Origin of the sequence: Rhabdochlamydiaceae symbiont of Dictyostelium giganteum (assembly GCF_964291045.1) — a bacterium.
Taxonomy (GTDB): domain Bacteria; phylum Chlamydiota; class Chlamydiia; order Chlamydiales; family Rhabdochlamydiaceae; genus PALSA-1444.
The window spans coordinates 1692988-1719842 of the sequence record NZ_OZ197277.1 but is presented as its reverse complement, the minus strand read 5'-3'; the positions used below and the strand labels follow the sequence as shown (position 1 = coordinate 1719842).

Here is a 26855-nt window from a genome sequence, read left to right as displayed (position 1 = left end):
AAAGGTATCAATGATGTACTCTTAATAGAGTGACTGTTTTCTATTAGAAAGAATAGATCAAATCGATCTCGTACACCCTGTATGTTTGGAAAGGGGTAATTGTTCTATCTAATGTGACAGATTGTCTCCAAGCTTGGAAAACGTTGAGGTTACTTGTTAAAAGGTATTGAAGGCAAAGCTCAATTCCTTTGTAGTTAACGTTTCCATGGACACCGTTTTTAGAAGTCACAGGAGTGATTCCATTGGTGTAAAACCCTTCTTGAGGAAGATAGTTAAATCCAATCCCTGAAACATCAAAGTCTGGAATACACTGCGCTTCTAACACTTGATAATTTGCATCAAATGCCCAGTCACCTGCTTTTTTCATTGATCCTAAGCTAAATCCAGCATAACCACCAACGTTTGCTTTTTTCCCGTTTGTCAGCTCAAATGTTCCAACAGATACAGGACGTGCTTTATGGTTATAAAGCCCTGCAACGTAGAACATCGTCGGCTTTTTCCAAAGGAGAGGATAACATTTATATCCGACAATCATTTGAGACACAGCAAAATTGAATACAGGGGATTTGGAAATAGCTCCATTAACGCTCCAATCTAGACTCTTTGTATCCCAATCAATGAGAGAATATTTTGTATAAAGACCGGTATTTGCAATGTTTAAGAAGCCAGCTTCTCCAACCAATGCCGCATGCTCACGCATTTCATTCACCATGAAAGCGCCCACTTGATAATACACATCTCCTACGTTTTCAATCGAGTAGCTATCTTTAACAGATACACCATCAAAGTGTGAAGCAAACTGAATTCTTGAATCAAATAAGCTAGTTAAAGCGCCTCTTCTTCCAATTTCCACATCCATTGTGTGTTGATCTTTATCAACGAGACGGTATCCAAAGTAAGCTCTATCGATTTTGAATTTATCTTTTTTACCGCTTCCTAAGAGAGGATTAAAAATCCCTGCATCGTTATCAAAACGGAGTCTTGCTGCAAGCCAGGAATTGTCTGTGCGGTAGTCAACGCTTAAATTGAATTCAACATCGTAAAATGTATGGAATTTTCCATCACTAAAAGGGCTTGGAACAGCGCTTCTTCTGCTGCCTGTTTGCATTTCTGTGTGAACATCTCCGCTAATTGAGAGTTGTCCGCCCAGTTCTTTGACGGTGATCATACGTTTAGAATTAATCCAATCTTGGAGAGATTGAATATCAGGTTCTACAGAGCCTGCTCCATAGATAGAAGCTGTCAGCATCACGGCTGAGCTTAGAAGCGTTAATCGTCTCAATAAACTCATCAGAGTCTCCTCGTTCTTAATATAGAAGCTACTGAGTATAGGAGCTCTCTTTGTTTTTTTGCAAAGAAACGGTTTGAGAAGAGGTGGAAAAGAGAACTTAGAAGCAAAAATGTGGCTCTTTTCAGCCCCGCATTAAAACTTCAGCTGCCCTCCGACAAGCCACCCTTCTTCATCAATCATTTGTGATTCAAATGTGATATCAAATAAAGAGCCAGGAGATAATGTAAAGCCGATTGACATTCCAAGGCGGTGAGAACTCTTCAGTTTAAGGACATCTTGAGGATTGATAGGAGATGTGAGAGCTTTAAGTGTGCCTTTCATACTGGAATATTTAGCTCCAATATAGGGAGTCAGAAAATTTGCTGTATAAGAGAGGGCAAGAGAGGTTTGCCATTCAAAGGCGTGAAAAGCATAAGACTCCTTTAAAGGAGATCCTGCTTGAATAGCTAGGTTGACATGGGGATTAATCCACTCTGCTTTCCCGTCCATTCCAAGGACACAATTTCCCCATTGAGAAAGTAAGAGTCTTCCCCCGCAACCAGCTACCCATCCCGATTTAAGTTCATAGAGATTAAGAAGCGGGGTAAAAAGAGGGGCGTAAGAGAGTCTTCCTTGAATAGATCCTAAAGAGCCGTATAGCTCTAGGCGGTCTAGATAGTTGAGGGTAAAAGTTCCGAGGTTTTTGAGGAAAGAAGCTTCATTTAGCTTTAGAGGCTCTTCCCCTTGAATGAAGAGCCCTCGGTTAGAGACGCTCTCTTTTTCATATCCCATTTTAACGCCAGCAAAGGCGTCCTCACGCATCCAAAGACCTTTAAAGGTCAGCTGGGGAGCTGCAGGATTATTAATCGGTAAAGCAGATAAAGAAGAAAGTAGGCATAGGCTTGTTAAAGGAATAAGATATTTCATAAACGGTGATTCTAAAAGATTTGGATTTCATCTGCAAAGAAATCGTACAGTCTAAAATTAAAAAATAGCTTAATTTTTTTTCATGCTCTGATATGAGCCGGACCCTTTAACTAGAATTACTCGACACTTTGCTGCACAAAATCGTTGCTAAAAATCCTTTCAGATACCCGGTTCCAAAAAGAGCTGCTCTTCTTACTGAAGCAAGGCCTTTTTCTGGATCAGCAATTGCTGCCATATTCATAGCTACTCTCCTAAATAACCCTAGGTTTTCTGCACTATTTTCCCCTATCCATTAAGTTATCCTCTTTCTCAAAAATTACATCCGCTATTAAGGAATATTGATTTTCAATACTCTAGTGTTGCCGGATCCACTTTCCAAAATCTTTTGCGGATGCAAGGCGGCTAGAGAGATAAAATCGTCTGAATCATTCCCCTTCATCTGATCCATTTTTCTCTCTCTTTAACCTGATTTTGGGTAAGGCACGCTAACTTTATCCATTTACTTCCATGAGGGAGTCAATCTAACTCTTGGTAAAACAGGTGTGGCACTCCTTTTCATTCTACTGCATGAGCTTTGTCAAAAAAAATCTCTATTTCAGCATAAAAAGACGGCTGATTATTTTTTACAGCTAGCAAGTAACCCGCTTTTGCATCCATGATTTTCTCTACTGATTCTGGCACAGTGAAGTGAGCATCTCCTGATATAATTGCTCCTTCTATATCAATTTGCTCTAAAATGATTGGTAATGTGGTCTTTTCTACTGTCTTATCTGGAACTTTCTCTATGGCAAGACCAAGTCACAAATAATTCCACGACATGGGTAATATCACCTAAAAAACTAGCCCCTGTTAATTTTTTACCATCAAGTGCAATTGGTTGATCTTGTAAGGAACCTGAGAATTTTACTAAATCATTTTTGCAAATAAATCTTCAGAGCTTTCGGAGGAGTTTTGAATAAAAACTATCATAGAGTACTATGGGAAGGTGGCGAGATATTTTCTTCTAGGATAGATGAAAACCACCCTTGTTGATGGTAAGCATACTCAGCAAATTCTTCAATCGTATTACAGTCACAAAAAAATCCACAAAGAACGATGAGAGATAACTACCAAATAGGGTATAAAATCCTCTTGTGGTTACGCCTATAGTCTGGGAAATCTGCAAATGAGCCTTTGTATCTGCAAATAGATGAGCATCAAATGCCTCGCTAGCTTCTAGAATTTTAGTATCAATGGGCTAACGCTGTGTCATAGGTTCCTTTGTTTGAGGGACTAGTATGTCATCTATTATCAAAACATTTTAGTTAAAGCGCCCTGTATTTTCTTAGTGGAATAAAAAAATCCTATTGATATGATCACTAATTATTAAAGTTTATTGATTAACTCTTTAATTAAGGATTATTATGCGTATTTCAAATGCTCATTTACCCTCTATTTGTGCTCTCATTCCAATTTCTAATCTAGGGCACATAGAGCAGGTAAGGATTATTTTAGCAGAAGATCTAGATCAGCTGACAACTTTAGAAGGGTTTTCAAATCAAATTCTGATTAAAGGTGATGTTAATATTTGCCCCTCTAACATCCACTCTTTTAACCTTTTAAAATCCAAAGAGATCGAGATTGACGGCTCACTCATGTATGATGGATTAAACTTTCCAAACGTTCTTGATAGATGTAAGGAGGATTCTGATGAAGAGACATTTTGTTTTTTACCTCAAAAGCTCAAAGTTAAAGGGAATGTGAGTTTTTCTAGTCTTTCTGAACTTTCTTCTTTGCCCAATCTATTTGAAGTTGAAGGAGACCTTCAAGTGTCTAATTGCAAGGATTTTACAATTTTGCCTGAGGGTCTTCACGTAAAGGGCTCTTTTGATCTCTCTCATTGTATGGCTCTTATCACTTTACCTGAGGGGCTTAAAGTAAATGGCAATCTTTCCCTCTATGGTTGTGAAGCTCTTATCACTTTACCTGAGGGGCTTAAAGTAAATGGCAATCTTTCCCTCTATGGTTGTGAAGCTCTTATCACTTTACCTGAGGGGCTTCAAGTCCAGGGCGATATTTTACTCTCTGATTGTACAGCTCTTACAACTGTACCTAAGGACCTTAAAGTAAAAGATTTTCTCTTTCTCTCTCGTTGCACGGCTCTTACCACTTTGCCAGAAGGTCTCCAAGTAAATAATCTTAACTTATCTCATTGTACAGCTCTTACCACTTTGCCAGAAGGTCTTCAAGTGAATGGGTCCCTTGACCTCAATGGTTGTACGGCTCTTACCACTTTACCAGAGAACCTTAAAATAAAGAGCTCTCTTAACCTGTCTGGCTGTACAGCTCTTATAACTGTGCCGAAGGATCTTCAAGTAAAAGGCTCTCTTAATCTGTCTGGTTGTACAGCTCTTACAACTGTATCGAAGGGTCTTAAAATAAAGAATTCCCTTAACATTTCTGGCTGTACAGCTCTTACCACTTTACCAAAGGGCCTTAACGTAAATGGCAATCTTTCCCTCGATAGTTGTGAGGCTCTTATAAGTTTGCCAAAGAAGCTTCAAGTTCAGAGCGATATTTTACTCTCTGATTGCACGGCTCTTACAACTTTACCGAGGGGCCTTAAAATAAAGGGCTCTCTTAATCTGTCTGGTTGTACAGCTCTTACAGCTTTGCCGAAGGGTCTTAAAATAAAGGACTCTCTTAATCTGTCTGGTTGTACAGCTCTTACAGCTTTACCGAGGGGCCTTAAAATAAAGGGCTCTCTTAATCTGTCTGGTTGTACAGCTCTTACAGCTTTGCCGAAGGGTCTTAAAATAAAGGGCTCTCTTAATCTGTCTGGTTGTACAGCTCTTACAGCTTTGCCGAAGGGTCTTAAAATAAAGGACTCTCTTAATCTGTCTGGTTGTATAGCTCTTACAGCTTTGCCGAAGGGTCTTCAAGTAAAGGGCTCTCTTGATCTCTCTTATTGTACAGCTCTTACAGCTTTGCCCGTGGGTCTTCAAGTAAAGGGTTCTCTTAATCTGTCTGGTTGTACAGCTCTTACAACTTTGCCAGAGGGCCTTCAAGTAAAGGGTTCTCTTAATCTGTCTGGTTGTACAGCTCTTACAACTTTGCCAGTGGGTCTTCAAGTAAAGGGCTCTCTTGATCTGTCTGGTTGTACAGCTCTTACAACTTTGCCAGAGGGCCTTCAAGTAAAGGGTTCTCTTAATCTGTCTGGTTGTACAGCTCTTACAACTTTGCCAGTGGGTCTTCAAGTAAAGGGCTCTCTTGATCTGTCTGGTTGTACAGCTCTTACAACTTTGCCAGAGGGCCTTCAAGTAGGTGGCTCTCTTGACTTCTCTTATTGTACAGCCCTTACTGTATTACCCAACAGATTAGAACTTGGTTGTCATTTAATATTGGTAGGATGCCATAATCTCACATCCTTGCCCGATTGGATAGGGGATCTAGGCCTTTGTGATAATGGGGATGTACGTAACATAGATATCACAGGATTGGGGGCCCCTCCTAGCGTTATAGCTAGATTACAAGAAGCTACTGAGTATATTAGAGCTGTCCAGTTACAAAACCCACTTCTTAAGTGAGAGCTTATTCATTAGGTTAAAAAAATTTATTGTTTAATTTGTAATTGGCATTATTGAATATTTTGAGGTAGCATTTGAGAAAAACATTCATCTTTTCTTCTCATTAATCGATGGAAATAGGCCATAAAATAGTTACCTTTTTAGTTCGGTCAATTGAATGGAGGTTCCTAATATAGCCAGATATACAATGCTATCAATTCTTTCTTTTGAAATTAGGTCAAAGTGAGTCAAAAGCTAAGGTGGTAAAGACTCTCTTATTGACATACTTTGTAAAAATCCGTCCTGTATAGGGATTTTCAAGAGGTTATTTGTGCAAGAGAGCGGATACTCTAGGGAAAACTCTAGCTCAGATGATAGGAAGGAAGAATTTATGGATGCACCTCAGCAAAGGGAAAATAATCACTTAAGAAGAAGTGGAAGATATCTGACATCTTAGTTATTTGAAAATCCTACCAGCTGAAAATGCCGTTGATTAAATAGCTCTTTAAATAGGACGCTACAAGGGTAGAGAGTTTTTTTAATTAAAACTCTAAGGAGTTTTTAATCATCACTTGTCTTCCTCATCTCCTTTAAGCTAGGCTCTATGGGGGAGTTAATTATAAAACTGATCAAGAATCGTGCTTTGGTTTTTTCATTTTTTCCCTTAAACTAGAAAAAACCTTATGTCTTAGGAAATGTATGTCAATCACTTTGAATGGAAAGTCTATCAATTTAGAACAAGATCAGTCTGTAAAAGATATTGTCGAAAGACTTCATCTAAATAGTCCTGATCAAGCCCTTGCTGTTAAAATCAATGGGACGCTCTTGGATATTGATACAGCTGTTCAATTAGGTGATGATTTAGAGCTCATTGCTTTTGACTCTTTACTTGGAAAAGAAATTTTCTGGCACACTTCTGCTCATGTGCTAGCGCAAGCTGTTTTAAGACTCTGGCCAGAGGCCAAGCCAACCATTGGTCCAGCCATTGAAAATGGGTTCTATTACGATTTTGCCAATCTTTCTATTACCGATGCAGACTTTGAGACAATTGAAAAAGAAGTGAACAACATTTTAAATGAAAATCACATTCCTAAGCGGTACCTTTTTCAAGATAAAGAAGAAGCTAAGGCAAGATTTCAACACAACCCTTTTAAACTCGAGCTCATTGACGGATTTGAAGAAGGGCCGATTACAGCGTATGAGCAAGGGGAATTTTTTGATCTCTGTAGAGGTCCGCATATTGCCCGGATTGGGAAAATTAAAGCATTTAAAATCTTAAAAACATCAGGCGCTTACTGGAGAGGGGACGCCACAAAGCCCATGTTAACTCGGATTTATGGGATCTCTTTTCCTCACCGGCAGCTCTTAAAAGAGTATCTCTATCTTCTTGAAGAGGCAAAAAAGCGGGATCATAAAGTTTTAGGACCGAAACTTGGTCTTTTTTCTCTTAAAGAAGAGGCTCCAGGCATTCCGTTTATCTATCCAAAGGGGATGATTATTTGGAACCGCCTTGTCGATTTCTTAAGAGATTTGATGTTAGGGTCTGGGTATGATGAAATTAAGACACCGCAGCTCATGAATCAAGAGCTATGGGAAAGATCTGGTCACTGGGCTCACTACCGTCAAAATATGTACGCCTTTGAAATTGAAGAGAAAGCGTTTGCTCTTAAGCCGATGAACTGCCCTGGATGCATGCTCTACTTTGGCTCTCACACAAGAAGTTATAGAGATCTTCCAATGAGAATTGCAGAATTTGGGCATGTGCACCGGCATGAATTCTCCGGCGCTCTCTCAGGGCTTTTCCGTGTGAGAGGATTTCATCAAGATGATGCCCACCTTTTCATGAAACCCTCTGATATCAAATCCGAAATTTCAGGGATATTGCAGCTGATTGAAACGATCTATTCCACTTTTGGCCTAGATTATAGACTTGAGCTTTCCACAAGGCCAAAAGATAGCATTGGAACAGATGAAGACTGGGAAACAGCTACTTGCGGCTTAAAAGAGGCGCTTGAAGATTGGGGTCAACCGTTTCGTATCAATGAGGGAGATGGAGCCTTTTACGGCCCTAAAATCGATATTCACATTAAAGATGCTCTAGGAAGATCGTGGCAGTGTGGAACTGTGCAGCTGGATATGGCGCTTCCTGAGAAATTTGACTTAACCTATGTGGATAAAGACGGGTTGGCAAAACGGCCTGTCATGCTTCATAGAGCCATTTTTGGCTCTGTAGAGAGGTTCTTTGGAATTCTCATTGAACATTTTGTCGGCAAATTCCCTCTATGGATTAGCCCGCTACCTATCCGGATTATGACAGTTGCTGACAGGCATCTAGATGCAGCTCTAAGTATGCAGAAAAAAATCACCGAGTCTGGATTTATCTGCGATATTGATGATAGCAGTGAATCAATGAATAAAAAGGTGAGAAATGCTCAGCTTCTTCAAATCAACTATATGATCACGATTGGAGATAAAGAGATGGAAAATAAAACGCTTTCTCTTCGAACAAGAGATAATGTTTTGCACGGGGAAATGTCTCTTGATCTCTTTTTAAAACAGATTCATGAAGAAAAGTTAAGTAAATCTCTCACCTCTAGCTTTACGGTTTAATATGCCGATTATCACTGTAAGTAGCTTTAAAGGAGGAACGGCAAAAACGTCCTCCTCTCTTAACCTGGGAGCTGCGCTTGCTCTATTTCATGATCAAAATGTTCTTCTCATTGATTTTGATGCGCAAGCAAATCTCACTGCAGGACTTGGATATGACCCTGATGCTCAAGAGAGTTTAGCTCCTGTTTTACAGGGTAAAAAAAGGATTGAAGAGGTGATACTCTCAACAAACTATCCAAAGCTTTCCTTAATTGCAGCAGACACCTGGCTTGAAAGAGTCGAAGTGACGCAGGCCTTAGCAGCTGACAGGTATTCTCATGAAAAACTAAGAGACCTCTTAAAACCTCTCAAGCAGTTTGATACGATTATTATCGATACTCCCCCCTCTCTTTGCTGGTTAACAGAATCGGCTTTAATTGCCTCGCAATTTGCCCTCATTGCGGCAACTCCTGAGTTTTATAGCGTGAAAGGGCTGCAAAGGCTCTCGCAGTTTCTTGAAAGTTTAGGGACAAGGCATTCATTAGAAGTATTGGGCGTGATTCTCTCGTTTTGGAACCCTAGAGGCAAAAGTAACGACGCTTTCTTAGAAGTGATTGAAGAGACTTTTCCAGGAAAGATGCTTAAGACAAAAATTCGGCGAGATGTCGCTGTTTCAGAATCGAGCATCTATGGAAAATCCATTTTTGACACAGCTCCTAAATCACGAGCTGCGCAAGATTTTATTAAGCTATCTTCTGAACTTCTGCAAAGGTTATAAAGCATGTCTAAAGTCAACGATTTACTCTCAGCAAGACTCAAACAAAAATCCTCTAAGATGGGAGAGTTAGCAACACTTTCTTCAAGAGGTGATCTTTCGAGTTTTTCAGGGGTGTTTAAAATTCAGCCGCTTTCTCATAAAGATGAAGAGGTTTTAAAAACTCTTCTACAAGAGTATCAAACCGAGGAAAAGCAGCCCTTTGAAGAAGATTTTCAAAACTTATCGAGCCTAACATCTGAGATTAAAGCGATTTCAAGCCAAGCGATCATTTTGCATGGTGAGAGAATTCAAAAGGCGCAAACCATCTTAAAAAACTATAGAGATGGAGCATTTTCCAGATGGCTTCTATCCACTTATGGGAACCGGCAAACTCCCTATAATTTTTTACAATATTACGAATTTTATCTTAAACTCACTCCCTCTTTGCAAGATAAGTTAGAAGAGATCCCTCGCCAGGCGGTTTATACCCTAGCTAGCCGTGACGTTTCTTGGAATCAAAAGCAAGCATTTATTACTAGTTATAAAGGAGAGACAAAACACGAGCTTTTAGAGCAAATTCGGCTTCTTTTCCCCTTAGAAGAGAGTGATCAAAGAAGAGAAAACCTTGTGATGCAAGGGTTAACGCTTTTACAAAAACTGCATCAACTGATTAAAAGATCACACTTTAATCCGAATGCAGAAGAAAAACAGCTCATTGATCAGAAGCTTGAATCCATTCAAGCACTACTTATGCAAAAAAAGAAAACTTTGTAATTTGTGCTCCCCCCATCAAGAGGAAAATCGAGGGGTATATAACCCCTTTTTTCCTTAAAACATCCTTTCCTTCATGACCTCTTTAAAGAGATCTAAGAGCTCTTTTATCCTTAACATGAGCTAGGGCCCTTGAATTGCTTTCCTGAGCTTTACAAAGAGCGCTACCGTATTTTTATTGCCTCTATAAAAACACTCTAGATATTTTTGATATTTTAAAATTTTACATTTAGAAAATGGGATTATACACCGTTTTTACACTTAAAAAATTCAAAAAGCACTATTATCATTTATTAAAAGCTTTAAGTTTGTATAAAATAGTTGCGTTAATTTCTATCATCGATTGAATGGCTACGAAAATACAAACGGATTTAACTAAAAGGATTATATGCTATCTCATGGACTTGGAAAAATCATCAATGTAAGAGCGTATGCTCACCCATTTTCTCTGATAAAAAAAGTCATAGGATTTACTTTCCTTGGAGTGTGCCTTGTTAATGCGGTTGCAATTGCTCGCTTCATTTGGATAAATAGGCAGGCTGAGTACAGTGCAAAACTCCTCAAAAATGCCATCAAAGCCCCCTATCAAGATCAAAAAACCTACGCTAAATTGTTAGAGATTTTCCAAGGATCAATTCTTCATGTGACAGATTCAGGAAAAGCAGAAATTTCTCACCCCTTATATACAGGGACATGCTCTTTATATGAACTGATGGATAGGGTTGATCTTCTTGCTTTAGAAAACATCCATTTCAGTCCAAAAGAGAGATGGCTTGGGCTTCAATTAATCAATCAGGTGAACCAATGGGAAAAAAAAGCTTCTCAAATCAAATTGAGATTTTCTCTTTTATCCATGACAACAGGTGAGAGGCATCCAGGCCAAGAGGAAAAGGAGGTTTACACCCACCCCAGTTTCTCTCATATTGTAACCCTTAAACAGTATGATGACTATTTTTCTAAGACAATGCTCGGGGAAAAAGGGTCTTTTCGTTTTGAAGTTCCCTGCCCTATTTCTTTAGATCAAATCGTTTATGCATCTAGATCTTCTTTAGAAAATGTAGATGCCTCTTTGCAAGAAAAAGACTCTTCTTTAGATAGAGGATGCCTCTTATTACAAGGGGAATGGATCTTATCTTCAGCTCTAAAAGATGAAGCGCTTATCCTGAAATGGAAAGATCAAAAAGGTGTGCCGCAGTTCAAGAGCTTTCCCCTTAAAATAGCTACAAAAACGGCTTAATGTAAGGCTCTCTTGAGCAAATACCCCGTGATTTTTCATGAACTTAAGACCCCAAAGAAGTGAAAGGGACTACCTTGCATTTTCTTAGAGAGGTATAATAGAGGCCTATGTTAATTGATACGCTTCTTAAAGAGGGTTATCTTGAGCCTTTAGATTTGTATTTTGCCTCTCTTCATGATCTTAGCCAAGAAGAAGAGACTGCCTTACTAGCAGCTGTTATGCAATCAGCAAGAGAGGGGCATTTATGTCTTAATCTTAACGCTATTCCCCTTCCTTTACATGATAAAAAAGAGGAGTGGAGGCAGCTTGTTTTAAAAGGATCTACCTTACCCATCAAATCCCCTTATCTTGTAAGGCAAGATGAGAGAATTTACCTTCAAAAAAACTATCAGTATGAAACAGATATATTACATGAGTTAAAACGTTTGAGGGGAAAAGAGCCTCTTGCCTTTTGCTCTACAACGCTTGAGAGCGAGCAAAAGACAGCTTTTGAGCTTGTCCGTGAACATAAAGTCTCCATCATTGAAGGGGGTCCAGGAACGGGTAAAACCTATCTCACTTCAGAGCTTGTGAAAAGCTTTGGGGAAGGTGCTAGCATCCTTTTAACAGCGCCAACTGGAAAAGCGGCTGCTAGATTAAAAGAGAATAACCCCGCCCATATAAGTGGAACGCTCCACTCTCTTTTAGGGGTAAGAGCCTCTCAAAACCTTTTTATAAAAAAAAGCTTTTTAGAAGCTGATTTAATCGTCGTCGATGAATCTTCGATGCTTGATGCCAAAATGATGAGGTTTTTACTCAAAAGTTTACCGAATCATCAACGCATTGTGTTTTTAGGAGATGGAAATCAACTGCCTCCTGTTGAGACGGGGAGCCTTTTTTGTGATCTCATTGACCTTGTTCCAACAGCTCACTTAAAAAAATGTCACCGCTCAGATCGGAAAGAGGTCCTTGAAATGGCTCAAACGGTTTTAAGAGGGGATATGCCCTCTCTTGAGGGAAACTTATCGTGGGAAAATATCACGCAATTCATCAAGTGTTATCAACATGAAGGCGTGATTCTCACCCCGTTAAGGCAAGGCCCCTGGGGAGTAGAAGCTCTTAATCAAAGAATTGATCAAATGATACAAGATACGTTTTCTAAAGAAAGAGTAGTTCCTATTATGATCACACGTAACGATGCGGCGCTTGGCCTTTCTAACGGAGATATGGGGCTTTTAAGGATCCAACAAGAGACCCCTCTTGAAGCAGAATTTACTCTTGGAAAAGAGGTTAAAAGGTTTTCCTGCTCACAGCTTCCTCCTTATGAAATCTCTTATGTGTTATCTGTACATAAGAGCCAAGGAAGTGAGTTTCCTCATGTTCTTGCTCTTGTGCCTCCTGGATCTGAGCGGTTTGGGAAAGAGATGCTCTATACGGCTGTCACAAGAGCTAAAGAGTCTATACATCTCTTAGGAGATCAAGAGATCGTTAAGAAAACCCTTAAAGTGTCATCGTACCGCAGTTCTGGGTTAAAAAACAGGTGGGAAGCAGAATAAAAAAAGGCCTACTCTTTCAAAGAAACAGTAGGCTGATTTTAGAAAAGGGATAACTATTTTCTTACTGAATGAGACTCTTAAGGTGAGTTATTCAGCCTTAAGACGAACTGTTAAACGAGATTTTGTTCTAGCAGCTTTTCTTGTTGTAAAGCGGCCAGTTTTAACCCCTTTATCCATTAAGCTGTAAACGTGGTTAAGAGCTGTTTCAGATTGAGATTGATCATTTTTTGCTAAAGCAGTTTCGTAAGAACGAATTGCAGTTCTTACTGTCGACTTAAAGCTTCTATTTTCTAAACGTCTTTTTTCGTTTTGTTTTTCTCGTTTTTGCGCAGAAGAGATTTTTTTCTTTGCTGCACCTTTTTTTGCTTCTGCCATAATATGGAAAGTCCCTTGTACTTATAAAGAGATCAATTATGGGTTTATTCAGGTTTAAATTCAATGCCTCTTCCCCGTTTCCTTGAAATTATGCTTTTATTTTTTGGATTTTAGAAAAAAAACAACCGGGATTTCATAGAAGAAGAGAGGAAGAAAATGTCAAGCCGCTTTACATGAAATCTTAGCAGCAGCAGACCTGGAAAAAGGGAGGCATAAAGAGACTTGAGGCGCCATTTAATCAGATTGTGCATCACATCATCACCGGTTTTTTCTTTAAAAACGTTTTATTTTTGATCAAAAGGGAGGGCGTGAATTTCAAAAATAATTCTTTTTTCCCTTCCTGTATGCACCCTTCTTTTGCAGGAGAATGAGGTTTTTTAACGGGAATTTGAGAAATTTGCTTTTTCAGATGGTGTTGGATCTCAATATATGGTATAATTTTATTAATCTAAGGTTGGCTAGCGTAGTTGAGCTTGCCATCCATTAGTCGAGCATTCATTCAAAAACACTGTCTTACTTAGAAAGAGAATTCTATTAGTTATCACATGAATAAGGGAAATTTTTCTACGGTTTTTACCCAGCAACATCAGCAAAAAATTGAAGAACTCGTCGCTCTTGCAAAAGAGCAAGGTTACGTAACCTACGAAGAAATCAATGAAATCTTGCCGATGAACTTTGACTCTGCTGAGCAGATTGATCAAGTTTTGATCTTTTTGAGCGGCATGGATATCCAAATCCTCAATCAAGTCGAAGTTGAACGACAAAAAGAGCGAAAAAAAGAGGCCAAGGAACTTGAAGGGCTTCCCAAAAAAGTTGAGGGAACATCTGACGACCCTGTGAGAATGTATCTCAAGGAAATGGGCTCGGTTCCTTTGCTTACCCGGGAAGAGGAAGTGGAGATTTCTAAACGGATCGAAAAAGCGCAAATCCAAATTGAGCGGATTATCATGCGTTTTCGTTATTCGACGAGAGAAGCAATTTCAATTGTTAACTATCTCATCACCAACAAAGAGCGATTTGATAAGGTGATTTCAGAAAAAGAGATTGGGGATAAAAACGCCTTCATTGCGATGATTCCTAAACTCTCTTCTCTTCTTAAGCAAGAAGACAAGCTTCTGGAAAATTATCTCCTTGAGCTAAGAAACCCAGAGCTTAAGAAAAGTGATAAAGCCAAAATTCTAGAAGACATTGAAAAATGCCGCATTAGAACGCAAGCTTACTTAAGACAGATTCACATTCGTCACAACATCATTGAAGATTTTGGCGAAGTGATCATGACAGGGTATGACAGATTTTTACTCTTAGAGAAAGAGATTGGGGAGTTAACACCTCGTGCTGAAAAAAACAAATTTGCAGCATCTAAACTCTTAGCTGTCCAAAGAAAGCTCTCTAAACGAGAACTTGCTGCTGGAAGAACACTTGATGAGTTTAAAAAAGATGTCCGGATGCTTCAAAGGTGGATGGATAAGAGCCAAGAAGCTAAACGGGAAATGGTGGAATCTAACCTCCGTCTTGTGATCTCGATTGCAAAGAAATACACCAATAGAGGTCTTTCTTTCTTAGATTTAATTCAAGAAGGAAACATGGGTCTCATGAAGGCTGTTGAGAAATTTGAATACCGCAGAGGATATAAATTCTCAACCTATGCAACATGGTGGATTAGACAAGCTGTCACAAGAGCCATTGCTGATCAAGCCAGAACGATCCGTATTCCTGTGCATATGATTGAAACGATCAATAAAGTGCTAAGAGGTGCTAAAAAACTCATGATGGAAACAGGGCGAGAGCCAACTCCAGAAGAGCTTGCAGCAGAACTTGGACTTACGCCTGATCGTATCCGGGAAATCTACAAGATCGCTCAACACCCCATCTCGCTTCAAGCAGAAGTAGGGGATGGCGGAGAGAGTCAGTTTGGGGACTTTTTAGAAGACACCTCAACAGAGTCTCCTTCAGAGGCAACAGGGTATTCGATCTTAAAAGATAAGATGAGCGAAGTGTTATCTTCACTTACCGATAGAGAGCAAACGGTTCTGATTGAAAGATTTGGTCTTTCAGACGGAAAACCTAAAACTCTAGAAGAAGTGGGCGTTCGGTTTAAAGTGACCCGTGAAAGGGTGCGGCAAATCGAGGCTAAAGCGCTGCGTAAAATGCGTCACCCGACCCGTTCAAAGCAGCTTCAAGCTTTTCTTACGCTCTCTGAAAGCGAATAATGATTCTTAAACAAGAGCACCTTGACATCCAAGGTGCTCTTGTTGTCTTTTTTATCCTCTAAAACATTTTGTATTTTCTGATTATCCTATAAAACTATTTTTTTTAATTCCAGGTTTTTTGCATGCCCAAAACGGCTCAATCACGTGTCTATTTGAAGGGATAGGATTTTAATAGAATAGGAAATCAGAGAATGGAGTGTAGCGGGATCGAACCGCTGGCCTCAACAATGCCATTGTTGCGCTCTACCAACTGAGCTAACACCCCATGATAAGGGCCACATTGTAAACTAGCAGTTGAAGAATTTGCAATAGAAAACCACTTCTTGATGAGTTTATAGAAAAGTTTTATATCTCAAAATATGAAACACTTTTTTTTCGATCAAATGCCTTTAGCCCCGTCTGATCCTATTTTTCAGCTGCAAGTAGACTTTCAAAATGACCTAAGGGAAGAGAAAATGGATTTAAGCATCGGGCTATACCGTAATGCCTTTCTTGAAACGCCTATTCTAGAATCTGTTAAGCTTGCAGAAAAAATATTGCTGCTAGAGGAAACAACTAAAACATATCTTCCCATTCAAGGAAGTCATAACTATCTTCAAGAGACAGGCCGCCTGATCTTTGGATCACCCTTATATGAAGAACACGCTCACCGTATAGCAGCTCTTCAAGTACCAGGAGGAACTGCTGGCATTAGAATGATAGCTGAGCTCTTAAAGAAAAGCCCCAAGAGGGGAGTTGCAATACCACTTCCAACATGGCCCAATCACTTAGCGATATTTCAGCAGTGCAGATATCCTGTAGAGACATTTTCTTATTATAATAGTACTCATCACACTGTAGATATGCCCTCCATGTTAGCAGGGATGGACGCTCTTTCCCCTGGATCTCTTTTCCTTCTTCACGGCTGCTGTCATAACCCTACAGGAATGGATTTTTCTTTAGCAGAATGGGACTGCATTTTAAAGAAGATTAAAGAAAAAGAGCTGCTCGTACTCGTGGATCTCGCTTATCAAGGACTTGGAAAAAGTCTTAATGAAGACACCTTTTTGATTCGGTCACTTTTAGAGGAGGGGCTTGAGTTTATGGTGGCCTCTTCTTATTCAAAAAACTTTGCGCTTTACTCAGAGAGAGTAGGCTCTTTATTTGTCATCACAAGAGGGGAAAAAGAAGCGCGTCATGTGTTATCTCAGCTTAAGGTACAAGCTAGAGTTCTCTACTCAAATCCCCCTCGGCATGGGGCTATGCTTGTAGAGCAGATTTTACGGACCCCTTCGTTAAAAAGCCTCTGGGTTCAAGAAGTGAGAGAGATGCGCGAGAGAATCCAAGATATGCGTACTTTACTTGTAGAAGAGACTACAAAAGGAGGGAGAGATTTTTCTCACCTTTTAAGAGGGCACGGAATGTTTGGATTAACAGGACTGAATTCTCAAGAGGTGTTAAAATTGCAACAACTTTACGGCATTTACATGACTTTCGATGGTAGAATAAATCTTGCAGGGTTAAACTCTAAGAACATTCACGCTATGGTAAAGGCACTACATCTCTTATGACAAAGCAATATGGATATTGGATTCTCTCTTGTATTCTTCTCACCTCTTTAAGCTTACCTGAGAATACCACAAGCTCCATGCGATGTGCAGCAGTAGGTGTTACCTCTGGGGTGTGGAGATACGCCTCTCAAATGAAAAAAGTGCTGGGGACTCTCCCCTCTCAAAGGCTATCTAATACAGAATATGCCATTAAAGAGCTTGAAATGGTGAGGCTTGAAAACTATCAGCTAAAAGCGAAATTGGAATTTCTGCAGTCAGAGATTAAGCTGCATGAGCTTAAAGAAGAGCAGCTAGCTGAACTGAAGAGTAGACCTGTCACAAGTGATTATTTAAAACGGAGAAAAGAAGAGCTGTTTCAGCAGCTAGAGCTCTATTCTCACGCCATTACGGCAAGAATTATTTATAGAGAAAGCTCCGCTTGGAAAAGCTCTCTTTGGATTAATGTGGGAGAAGCTACAAACCGCATTTTACAAACCCCTCTTGTGACTAGGAATAGCCCGGTTGTTGTAGGGACAACAGTTGTTGGGATCATTGATCATGTAGGAGAGACAAGAAGCCGGGTAAGACTTGTCACAGATCCAGGAGTGACAGCCTCTATCCGGGTGATCAGGGGAAGCGCGCAGAAAAAAATTGCGCTTCAGGAAGTCAGACAATCGCTCATGAATCTTGCCTCTCATGAAAAAGAAGACACAGCTTCTAAAATCTATCAATTTGCAGAGCAATTTTTATCGTCATTTTCTCACGCAGATTATACTGCCTATCTTGCTAAAGGAGAGCTTAAAGGATCTCACTCCCCTCAAATGAAAACCCGGGGTAGCGTTTTAAAAGGGACAGGGTTTAATTGCGATTTTCCTGATGAAGAGGGGCCTTCAAGAGATTTAAGAACCGGTAAAGCGTTAAGTCATGATGAAAAAGGTATTTCTTTAATCACAGAAGGAGATGTCATTATCACAACGGGGCTAGATAGCTTGTTTCCATCAGGGCTTAAAGTCGGGGCTGTGCGCAAAGTGTATCCTCTTCAAGAAGGTAAATGCTTTTATGAGGCAGAGATTGAGTCGTTTATTCACGATTTTGATGAGCTCAGTTTTGTCACGGTTCTTCCTGCTTTATCTGAAAAAGAAAATCACTAGTTCTCATCTTTTCAGCTAAACGATGCGAAGGTACCCTTCAGTGGCTATGAGCTATATAGCAATAGTTTTTCTCTAATGTCGCCTCTTTGATTGATGCAGCTTTTTGTGCATGTTCAGGTGCTTCTTTATGATGTCTGAGATTAATATGCATATTTGCAATCCATAAAGAAACCTGAATTTTTTATCCCTTATTTTCCATTTTTCTAAATTGAAAATTCTAAAATAGGGAAAGAGGTGGAATCAAAAAAACGGAGATCTTTTTAATTGAATAAAAATAGGGTAGAAATTTTAGAATATTTTAAATAAAAATGTAATTGCATTATTATTAATAGAGTATAATGAAGTAAAATGGATGTTTAATTAAAAAAAATTAGATTATTTTTAATATGAGAATATTCGGTAAAACATATTCTTTCTTTTATGAGGGCTCTTTACAAGAGAGAGACCCTTCTCTTCAATCTAACAGCTATCCTTATTTATCTCGAAGCCTTCCTATTTTTATAAAAAATATTTTTTTGCTAACGAAAGAATGTTTCTCGCAAAAGAGAACGTATTTTATTAAAACTTTTAATAGGGATAAAGCTCTTGGAAAAATTATAGAGCGCTGGCAAGAAAAAGAGAGCCCAGCTCATTCTAAAGAAAAAATAGATCCATACCCTAAGTTAGCCATTTTAGATAGCAATATTCTCACTTTACAGGTTACTTCTCCTGAGAAAGAGTTTAAAAAAAATAGCACGATTAAAAAGCTGAAAAATATTCTTCAAGATAAACCCCACCTCAACCATTTTCAGAAAATTGGGGTTCAAGTTGCTTTAAATGTTCTTACGGGATTTGATTCATGGAGAGTTTATGATGAGTGTAACCTCTATTTTCACTGTTCTTTAGAAAATCCAGGATTTTCTTCTCTTAAGACTGATATCTATAAAAATACCCTTAGAGAAATAAGGAAAAAAGCAAAAGAGCTGGTTCATCAACCTTCTTACGATATCAAAAAGCTTTATCAGGAAATCTCAAATGATTTCATGGAGCTGATACGCTTAATGATTCAAGACGCCTTAATCCATCTTGAAATTCCTTATTGTGAATATGCATTTACCGCATTAGGCTCTCTTGCAAGAGGGGAACAAACACCTTACTCAGATCTTGAATTTGTTATTTTGACGCATCGATCTTTAAATGAAGTAGAAAAATTGCAGTTTGTCAAAGTTTCTGATTGGATCCATCATCAAATTCTTTTGTTAGGAGAAACCCCTCTGATTGAACTGAATATCAAAGAGATCCAAAATTTAGAAGAGATAAAAAAAGGATTTACACTAGATGGACCTCTGGGAAAAATGGCACCTTCATGGAATATGGACCTTATCACCACTTCGCAAGAGTTAATGCAGTTTCAGAAAACAAGAGATTCTCCAGAGCTTATTTTAAACTGTGCAACGGTGTATGGGAGTCATGCGCTCACTTATGACTATCTTCATCAGATAGCGCAATTGACTCATGAAGAGCGGCAAAAGCGGGCCATTCATCTTCTGACAAGAGATGGAGATCGATTTCAGGTCTTTGGAGGAAAAGTTCAGTCAACAGGTAGAGTGATGAATATCAAGTATGAGTTCTACCGTGCTATTCAGCTACGCATAGAAGGTCTGTGTTTCTATTATGGAGTGCAAGAAAGAAATATTTTTGAACGGATTCAACGGTTAAAAGAAGAGAACATTTTTTCAGAAGGGACTGCAGGTAAGCTCTACAGAGTCGCTACTGAAATTTTAAAGCTACGGCTTCAATATTATCTTGCGATGGAATCTGCATCAGAAGATATTCCTTTAGGAGATATTGATAGATATATGTCTATTTATCAACAACTGATTCCTTTCTCTAAGCAAGTTGAAAAATTTACCTTATTTAGAAGTCCAGAAATTTTTAGAGATGAGTTGGATTGTCCTATTACCTTAGTGAAGGGCATTTTATACACAGTTTTAGGAAAGGGAAGTGAGGGGGCTGTATTTTTACAAAAAGCTCTTAATGAAGTACTTTCTCTAGAATGGAAAGTGGAAATATTTCTTTCTCTTACGCAATGCATGATCGCGGCATATCAAATGGAAAAAGCAGGTAAGTATTGGGATCAAGCTTGGCATCATTTTCATTTAATCGATGAAAAGAGTCATTACCTTGATCTCTTAATCAAAATGATATTAGTCAGGTCTATGATGTTTTTAAAAGAAGATCATTATAGGGAATCAATTGATCTGATGAATCAGATGATTAAAAATGCCAGTGAGATCTCAGCTGTTTCCCTGCACCCTTTTTATAGCGTATCTTATTTGAGGTTAGGATCGATTTATTGCTTAAGAAGAAATTATATAAAAGGGATAGAAACATTAGAAAAAGCGTTACAAGCTCAGTCTGTATTGCATACAACCCATCCAAGACAAGCCGTGATTTTCTTTGAAATAGGAAAAGCATATTTAGGGTTAGAAAACTATGTAAAAGCAAAAAAGAGCTTAAAAAAGGCGTTTTATATCTCAAATAAATTATTAGGTTCAGCAGACACCTTAGTGAAAAAAATTCATCAAACGATGAGCCATTGTGCCTATTTAGCAGGATCTTTAGAAAAGGAGAAAAGAGGGGATCACAATAGCCATATTTAAAAAATTAATTCATAAGTGTTTGAATTTCTATAAAGAATGCATAAAAGTGAAGACTCTAAATTGCAAGCTAGAGAGATGAGAATTATGACTGTTTAGTATTTTTTGATGGTAATCAACTATACGATAAATTAGTTTTTATTAGTGAATTGATTAATGAATATAGAAAATCAACATTTTTTTTAATTTTAAAGTAATTAAAAATAAAGGATGAGTACATGAAAATACATTTCTTGAGTTCTGGATTTCTTTTACCTAAAATCCATCCACTTCAAAATACATTCCGTTTCCATCAAAGAATTTTACCTTTTGCTAATCCCGTTTTTCATCAAAGCTCTTTTAGAGAGAAAGGGCATAGTTTGGGTAGAGCTTCTTATATGACAACACCGCCCTCTTCTCAGCAAGATGATCAATCAAAAAATGAAAAAAGCTCGGAGGGAGTCAGCCACACCATTCGCCGTATGGCAGAAACTTTATTTGTGATTATATTAAGTGCTGGAGTTAGTACGGTCGTAAATAAAATTATCGAGCATAATAAAACCTTCACCCATTTTTTTGATGATAAGGTAAGTGATATTGTATTACATGAGCAACTTCCAGAAGATATTATTCCTCGGCTTTCAACAAAAAAGCTCGAAAATCTTTTTGATTCGATTACAACATCTTTGAAGGCAATAGAAATCAGCGGCCCACCTGGCATAGGAAAATCGACTATCGCCTTAGAATATGCACTGAATTATCAAAAAACAATGCCCAGTAAAAAGATAGAAAATATTGTTATCAAATGGTTTGATTTTTCTGAGGAAGAAGAGAACATCCGGCTTAAAATTGAAATATTTGGCGCGGAATTGGGGATTGAAAATAAAAATTTTGATCAATTGATCGTAGATATTCAAAAAGCGTTGTCTAATAGGCCAAACTTTTTATTGATCATAGATGAATTTCCCAAAGGTCCCATCGATTTAGACAACAAAGGGATGATCTTTTTAAGAGAAATTTTTACAAGAGCAAAGAGTGATTTGAAAGGGCAGATTCTTTTGACAAGAGAAGAAGAGGATGAAGAAGTTCAAAATAAACTTTTTAATAAAGAATCCATATCTGTAATGGAAAATTTTAAGCACTTTAAAATTACAAAAGATAGCCTGACTTCTCAAGAAGCTGCTTCTATTTTTACCCACGCTTTAGGGATTTTCTCCCTACCCGATGAAATTTCATTAAAAATACGGCAGTTGATCGATAAAAAACAGTTAAATAACCCTTCGACCCTTCGGCAAATTGCAAAATTGATAAGATGGGATTGCAGCAGAGGCAATTTAAAAAATGAGGTTTCTTTTACTCAGTTAAAGAAGGCTCTTGATTTTTGGGAAAATGCCATCATGAAGGGCTCAGAAAACACCTCTATTATTAGCTATTTAGAAAAGCAAGACCCCTTTTTTAGAGAGTTACTTAGCTTTTTGGCTTGGGTCAGTCCAACCTCCCTTTCTAAAGATGATTTTTCTAAATGGAGAAAATTTATAGTTAAAGACAAGAGTGAAAGAGAGCGATTTGATAATTTATACCGATTTTTAGAATTCCTTGAGTTAATTAAATATAAAAATGGAGACAAAATCCATTTATCTGAACAGTTTTCTAGAAAGATAGAAGACACTTATGTTGATCCTGAATCCATGTCAGATCAAAATTGGACTTTTTTAAAATCAACTCAGATGGACAATAGATTTTACTCATCGATAAAATTGAATGACAATGTGATCAAAAAAATCGATCAAAATTTTTCCGTTAAAGACATTGAAAACAATTTGTTTTTTCACTTATTACAAGCTAATAAACTCCTTCAGTTGAATCAAGTTTACAAGGCAGAGAGCTCTCTTCAAGAAATTTATGCAGGGCTTTGTAAAATTCATTACTTAAAAAGTGTGCAAGAGCTTTCTCAAGATCAACAAATTAAATTTAATAAATTTATTAATTCTGTAAAGGTTAAGTATGCTCACTATAGAGGAAAAACTGAATTTTTTCAGAATAAGATTGAACTTGCGGAAATTTTTTTTCAATATGCAATAGAGTTATCAAATATCAATCACACTCTGTCTAAGAGTCATGCAGAACAACAACAGAAGAATAGAATTTTTTCCCCTTTAGCAGACAAGTTTGATGAAAATCTCCTATTAAAAAGACAGGGCATAGGTTGGATTTTGCTAGAAAAACAAGAATATAAAAGGGCAGAAGAAACCTATATTCAGCTCATTAACGATTCAACAGACTCCTTTCATCAACAATATTGTTGGTTTCAGCTTTTGAAAATATATTATCACAAAGCGTATGGGATGAATCAACATCAAGAACCTTATGCATGGCCTAAGCTTTTGAGAATCTATTATGAGAAAGTACGAGGTATGGATAAAAAGCAAAAACCTAGCAAGGAATTAGAAGACAAAATTGATGACTGCATTACAAACATTGAGACTCTAAGAAAAATTACCGGCGCTCATCGTAGACGCGGAGAGTTTGATGTCATTTATGGCAAAATAGAATTAGCTAAAAGCCGGCTTAATAACGACCGTGATAAAGCAAAGATTCAAGCTAGAAGTGCAGGCGTATTTTTTAAAAGAGCCATTTATGAATCATCAGATCAAAGGCATATTTTAGCCACAGCTTACGCATTATGGGCGGAGGCGTATTGTGAACTAGGGACTAAGGAAGATCTTATTGAGGCAGCTAAGCAGTTAGAGAAGGCGATTTATTATAATAGGGAATTAGTGAGTAATGGAATGAAGAGATCTGAAGGCCCTCTTCAGGGAGCTGAAAATTTCCAGAAGCTAATTCATCGTTACATCGTCCATCTCTATCTATCGGACGAAGGGTTTGGGGGGCTAGGGTTTCCTTTTCATAGCCCCTTCTAAGATGAGGGATTTTTGCTGAGATCTATTTTTTTAATAGAGAACACATGCCCTTTCATCTAAAAAATAAAAAAATATGGCGTTTCAAATAAAAATGTGTAGAATGTGAAAAAAAGGGGGGTAAGAAAACGGAGGATATTCATCTGAAATAGTCAGAAAGCCAAATAAAGTGCTTTGTTTTTCATTTAATATGAATTGTTTTTCTTATTTTCCTAAAAAAAGAGCTGTGCTATTTTAATTAAAACAGTATCTAATCAAAAACTATGGAGATTATACATGAAAAGTCGTCAACTTTTATTAGGGCTATTTGCACTTACCTGCTTATGCAACTTGTCAGCCGATGAACCGACTCCAGCAGCGCCTAATACCACTGTTGTTCAAGAAGATGCAGAAGATACTACTACTCTACCTGTAAAAAAAGTAAATAGTGAAGATACAGATGATTGTGATGACGACTGCGAAGATGACTCTTCATCTACAGATTCTAATTAATTCTTACTTAAGAAGCTTTGTCTAAGGGCAGAGCTTCTTCTCTTATTTGATAAAATCAAAGTTCTTCTTAAAAACAATTCAAATTATCACATATTTCACTCAGCCATCTAACCTCTTTTAGAAAGAGTAATGCCTTATCTTAAGTGAGCTGATTTAATAGAACTTCCCCAATTGCAGTCTTTTTAGCTTACCCAAAAGAGAGAAGAGAGTGGATTTTTTAACCTATAAAAAGCTTAAGTTTTTCTAACAGCTGATGGGCATAGTGATCCCAATCAGCAAGAGGTCCAAAGGTGTGTTCATAAAGCGCCTTGCGAAGAGAAGAGAGCTCTTTTTGATAGTCAGGATGAGAGAGCTTTAGGGGAAGCTCTTCTAAGGTATCAAGTGATAGTGTCTCTCCGTAATGATGCAATGTTCTTCCTAAATCTTCTTGAGACCTATTTAGAGGATTAAAAAAGAACATCGGCCTATTAAAGGTGAGGAAATCGTATCCTACCGAAGAAAAATCTCCAATCAAATGGGTAGCCCTTGCAAGAAGAGGGTAGATGGGGGGGAAATCTTCTACCCATATCACAGAAGGAGGGGATTTAAGTTTTTGACACATCACACTGATTTCTTCTTCTAAATGAGGATGGAGTTTAACAACTAAAGGAGCATCTTTTAAATGTTTTATCAACTCTTTAAAGGCATAGTGAAAGGAACTGGAAGATTCAGCATCTTTCCATGTAGGGGCGTAGAGGACAAAAGAGTTTGGTATTCTTTTAGATGTCAGAGAGTGTTCATAAAATGTTTTATGCTTTTCTGCATAGATAGATCGAAAATTTCCAATAGGGATAACATGAGGAATAGATGCAAGGGCATTTTTTTGCTCTAAGAGACTAATCATTTTTTGGCCATACACAAGAACGCACTCTTCATGAGCTAGCTCCTCTAAAGACCCTTTCAAATGCCCTTTATCAGAGTTCCCATGAGGGAGCCATACGGTTTTAACCCTCTTTTGCTGAAGCTTTTCTGCCATGAAAAAGAGTTGATCAAAAAAACCTCTAGGAAGTGTGGTTAAAACAGTCTCAAATTTTGCTGTAATTTCAAAGGGAGCAAGGAGGGGATCTATGTAACTTGCCTCAAGATCTGGATAAAGCTCAAGAGCAAGAGAAAAAATGGAAGGATCTGTAATCACAAGAGGCCAGTTCATTAAGCTGCAAAGAGGGGCTAAATGGTCTAAATAGTGAGGGTAGTTTCCATCTAAATACCCTACGATAGAAAGTGGATTAGGTTGTAGGTAGGTCATAAATTTCTTATAGCTGAGTGCTTTAAGAAAAGTAAATTATTTTTTTATTTGAGTGTTGCAACGGTGATTTTCCGCCTTGTTAAAGAAGGCACTTGCATAAGAGGCACTAGATTTAAGAGATACCTGTTATGCTGAGTTTGCCGTGTGATTTTTTCTGTAAGAGTGAGAAGTTGTTCGTTAAGAGATGCCATTTCGATAAGAGAAGAGGTTTCTATCTCCTCTTGAGTTAAAGAGCTTTTTTCATGCGCTTGCAAATGACGGATATCTTCTAACGTGTGAGTGAAGATCATGATTTCTTCTTTGATAGCAAGCTGCCTTGCATACTCTTGATTCAAAATACATTTTTCTTCTAAGAAAAGATGAGTGAGTAACTCTCTTAAGAGAGAAATCTCTCTTTTAAGCGTCATAGAACGTCTTTCTTGAGTAGCAGCTATTGTATGAGAAATCATCTAAATACCTCTTTTTAATCCGTTTGATGCAAAAAGCGTGCCAAAAGTGTGCCAAGTTCTTGACCCTTAAAAAATGCATCTACTTAAGTGTTTGGTATTCAAAAGAAGAACTCTTCCAATAAACATAAGAGCGGCTTACTTTTTTTAAGTAAAGGTGGGGTTATGCTACACTTACACAGGTAAAAATTGACATGAGCTAGCAAGAGATGAAAGAGTTAGAAGAGTGGTTTCTTGAAAACCAAAGAAAGCTTCCTTGGAGAGAAAATAAAACACCTTACCGCGTTTGGATCTCAGAGGTGATGCTTCAGCAAACACAGGTCAGTGTTGTGATTGCTTATTTCTTAAGGTGGATGGAGCAATTTCCCACCATTGAATCTCTTGCTAACGCATCAGAAGCTCATGTGATTAAAGCGTGGGAAGGGCTTGGATACTATAGTAGAGCCCGTAACCTTCATAAAGCCGCTAAAATTATAGTCGCAAATTACCAAGGCCTGATTCCTCAAGAAGAGGAGTTATTAAGAGCTCTTCCTGGGTTTGGGCCGTATACTGTTGGAGCTGTGAGAAGCTTTGCATTTGAGCAAAAAAGCCCAGCTGTAGATGGAAATGTTGTAAGAGTCCTCTCAAGATATTTTGCCTCTTTAGAAGAGTGCTCAAAAAAAGGGCACTATGAAATGCTTACCGCTTCCATCCTTCCTGATGAGCGCCCCTGGATCACGATGGAGGGGCTCATTGAACTAGGAGCTGTGGTGTGTAAAAAGAAGCCCAATTGTCTTGAATGTCCCCTAATGGAGAAGTGTAAAGCTTATCAAGAAGGGCGGGCTCTAGAGTTTCCTAAAAAACAGAAAAAAGCGCCCCCTACACTTCTAAAAAGACATGTGATGGTTGCATGTTACCAAGACCTTGTCCTTGTGAAACAAGAAAAAGGAAAAAAGGTGATGTCAGGGCTCTATGAGTTTCCTTATGCAGAAAAGTTAGAAGAGCTTCCTTTACAGCTTCCAAAAGCTGTAGATATGCCTGAGGTTAAGCACCATTTTACAAGGTATCAAGCAACACTTTACCCAGCTCTTTATCACGCAGAAAAAAAGCATGAGATTACAGGGTATGAATGGCATGCTAAAGAAACCCTTGAAAAACTCTCTTTTTCTTCAGGTCATAGGAGAGTGCTGAAGCTTTTTCTAGAGCTTATTAGAGAATAGG

General features: G+C 38.2%; 20 protein-coding genes and 1 tRNA gene. 13 read left to right on the top strand and 8 right to left on the bottom strand.

Going from position 1 to position 26855, the window contains the following annotated elements:
• Window positions 1-43: 43 nt before the first annotated feature.
• From ACI7T6_RS06310 to ACI7T6_RS06295, 4 genes are all read right to left on the bottom strand, one after another.
• Window positions 44-1291 carry a hypothetical protein gene (locus ACI7T6_RS06310; RefSeq protein WP_404665531.1) on the bottom strand — a complete coding sequence of 416 codons (1248 nt, stop codon included), beginning with the start codon at window positions 1289-1291 and terminating at the stop codon, window positions 44-46.
• Window positions 1292-1423: 132 nt separating this feature from the next.
• Window positions 1424-2197, bottom strand: coding sequence for a hypothetical protein (locus tag ACI7T6_RS06305; RefSeq protein WP_404665530.1), 774 nt, complete (start codon window positions 2195-2197; stop codon window positions 1424-1426).
• Window positions 2198-2303: 106 nt separating this feature from the next.
• Window positions 2304-2438, bottom strand: coding sequence for a hypothetical protein (locus ACI7T6_RS06300; protein ID WP_404665529.1), 135 nt, complete (start codon window positions 2436-2438; stop codon window positions 2304-2306).
• 314 nt (window positions 2439-2752) lie between these two features.
• The gene (locus tag ACI7T6_RS06295; protein WP_404665528.1) at window positions 2753-2878 is read right to left on the bottom strand and encodes a hypothetical protein; all 126 of its coding nucleotides are present in this window, start codon (window positions 2876-2878) and stop codon (window positions 2753-2755) included.
• Window positions 2879-3600: 722 nt separating this feature from the next.
• On the opposite strand from ACI7T6_RS06295, the gene ACI7T6_RS06290 reads away from it, so the two are divergent.
• The 6 genes from ACI7T6_RS06290 (at window position 3601) to ACI7T6_RS06265 (ending at window position 12631) form a co-directional block, all read left to right on the top strand.
• Window positions 3601-5763, top strand: a complete 2163-nt coding sequence (locus ACI7T6_RS06290; protein ID WP_404665527.1) for a hypothetical protein — start codon at window positions 3601-3603, stop codon at window positions 5761-5763.
• A 678-nt stretch (window positions 5764-6441) separates the two neighbouring features.
• The gene (thrS, locus tag ACI7T6_RS06285; RefSeq protein ID WP_404665526.1) at window positions 6442-8352 is read left to right on the top strand and encodes a threonine--tRNA ligase; all 1911 of its coding nucleotides are present in this window, start codon (window positions 6442-6444) and stop codon (window positions 8350-8352) included.
• A gap of 1 nt (window position 8353) precedes the next feature.
• The gene (locus tag ACI7T6_RS06280) at window positions 8354-9109 is read left to right on the top strand and encodes a ParA family protein (RefSeq protein ID WP_404665525.1); all 756 of its coding nucleotides are present in this window, start codon (window positions 8354-8356) and stop codon (window positions 9107-9109) included.
• Window positions 9110-9112: 3 nt separating this feature from the next.
• Window positions 9113-9862, top strand: coding sequence for a CT583 family protein (locus tag ACI7T6_RS06275; RefSeq protein WP_404665524.1), 750 nt, complete (start codon window positions 9113-9115; stop codon window positions 9860-9862).
• Between the two features lie 385 nt (window positions 9863-10247).
• The gene (locus tag ACI7T6_RS06270; protein WP_404665523.1) at window positions 10248-11096 is read left to right on the top strand and encodes a hypothetical protein; all 849 of its coding nucleotides are present in this window, start codon (window positions 10248-10250) and stop codon (window positions 11094-11096) included.
• Between the two features lie 107 nt (window positions 11097-11203).
• Complete coding sequence (locus tag ACI7T6_RS06265; RefSeq protein ID WP_404665522.1) at window positions 11204-12631, top strand: ATP-dependent RecD-like DNA helicase; 1428 nt, start codon at window positions 11204-11206, stop codon at window positions 12629-12631.
• 87 nt (window positions 12632-12718) lie between these two features.
• Here the strand turns inward: ACI7T6_RS06265 and rpsT are convergent, their stop codons facing one another.
• The gene (gene rpsT / locus ACI7T6_RS06260) at window positions 12719-13006 is read right to left on the bottom strand and encodes a 30S ribosomal protein S20 (RefSeq protein ID WP_404665521.1); all 288 of its coding nucleotides are present in this window, start codon (window positions 13004-13006) and stop codon (window positions 12719-12721) included.
• A 545-nt stretch (window positions 13007-13551) separates the two neighbouring features.
• Between rpsT and ACI7T6_RS06255 the strand changes: the two genes are divergently transcribed.
• Window positions 13552-15216 carry an RNA polymerase sigma factor gene (locus ACI7T6_RS06255; RefSeq protein WP_404665520.1) on the top strand — a complete coding sequence of 555 codons (1665 nt, stop codon included), beginning with the start codon at window positions 13552-13554 and terminating at the stop codon, window positions 15214-15216.
• A gap of 192 nt (window positions 15217-15408) precedes the next feature.
• Here the strand turns inward: ACI7T6_RS06255 and ACI7T6_RS06250 are convergent.
• Window positions 15409-15481, bottom strand: a tRNA-Ala gene (locus tag ACI7T6_RS06250).
• Between the two features lie 94 nt (window positions 15482-15575).
• Between ACI7T6_RS06250 and ACI7T6_RS06245 the strand changes: the two genes are divergently transcribed.
• From ACI7T6_RS06245 to ACI7T6_RS06225, 5 genes are all read left to right on the top strand, one after another.
• Window positions 15576-16766, top strand: coding sequence for an aromatic amino acid transaminase (locus ACI7T6_RS06245; protein WP_404665519.1), 1191 nt, complete (start codon window positions 15576-15578; stop codon window positions 16764-16766).
• Window positions 16763-17896, top strand: coding sequence for a rod shape-determining protein MreC (locus tag ACI7T6_RS06240; RefSeq protein ID WP_404665518.1), 1134 nt, complete (start codon window positions 16763-16765; stop codon window positions 17894-17896). Before ACI7T6_RS06245 ends, ACI7T6_RS06240 begins: the two co-directional genes overlap by 4 nt.
• Before the next feature lie 515 nt (window positions 17897-18411).
• A complete protein-coding gene (locus ACI7T6_RS06235; protein WP_404665517.1) occupies window positions 18412-20538 on the top strand; it encodes a tetratricopeptide repeat protein in 2127 nt (708 codons plus the stop codon).
• 215 nt (window positions 20539-20753) lie between these two features.
• Complete coding sequence (locus ACI7T6_RS06230) at window positions 20754-23435, top strand: hypothetical protein (RefSeq protein ID WP_404665516.1); 2682 nt, start codon at window positions 20754-20756, stop codon at window positions 23433-23435.
• 273 nt (window positions 23436-23708) lie between these two features.
• Complete coding sequence (locus ACI7T6_RS06225; protein ID WP_404665515.1) at window positions 23709-23924, top strand: hypothetical protein; 216 nt, start codon at window positions 23709-23711, stop codon at window positions 23922-23924.
• Window positions 23925-24141: 217 nt separating this feature from the next.
• Here the strand turns inward: ACI7T6_RS06225 and ACI7T6_RS06220 are convergent, their stop codons facing one another.
• Both ACI7T6_RS06220 and ACI7T6_RS06215 read right to left on the bottom strand, forming a co-directional pair.
• On the bottom strand, window positions 24142-25209 hold the full coding sequence (locus ACI7T6_RS06220) for a CDP-glycerol glycerophosphotransferase family protein (protein WP_404665514.1): 1068 nt from the start codon (window positions 25207-25209) through the stop codon (window positions 24142-24144).
• A gap of 44 nt (window positions 25210-25253) precedes the next feature.
• The gene (locus tag ACI7T6_RS06215; RefSeq protein WP_404665513.1) at window positions 25254-25658 is read right to left on the bottom strand and encodes a hypothetical protein; all 405 of its coding nucleotides are present in this window, start codon (window positions 25656-25658) and stop codon (window positions 25254-25256) included.
• Between the two features lie 206 nt (window positions 25659-25864).
• Between ACI7T6_RS06215 and mutY the strand changes: the two genes are divergently transcribed.
• A complete protein-coding gene (mutY, locus tag ACI7T6_RS06210) occupies window positions 25865-26854 on the top strand; it encodes an A/G-specific adenine glycosylase (protein WP_404665512.1) in 990 nt (329 codons plus the stop codon).
• Window position 26855 lies beyond the last annotated feature (1 nt).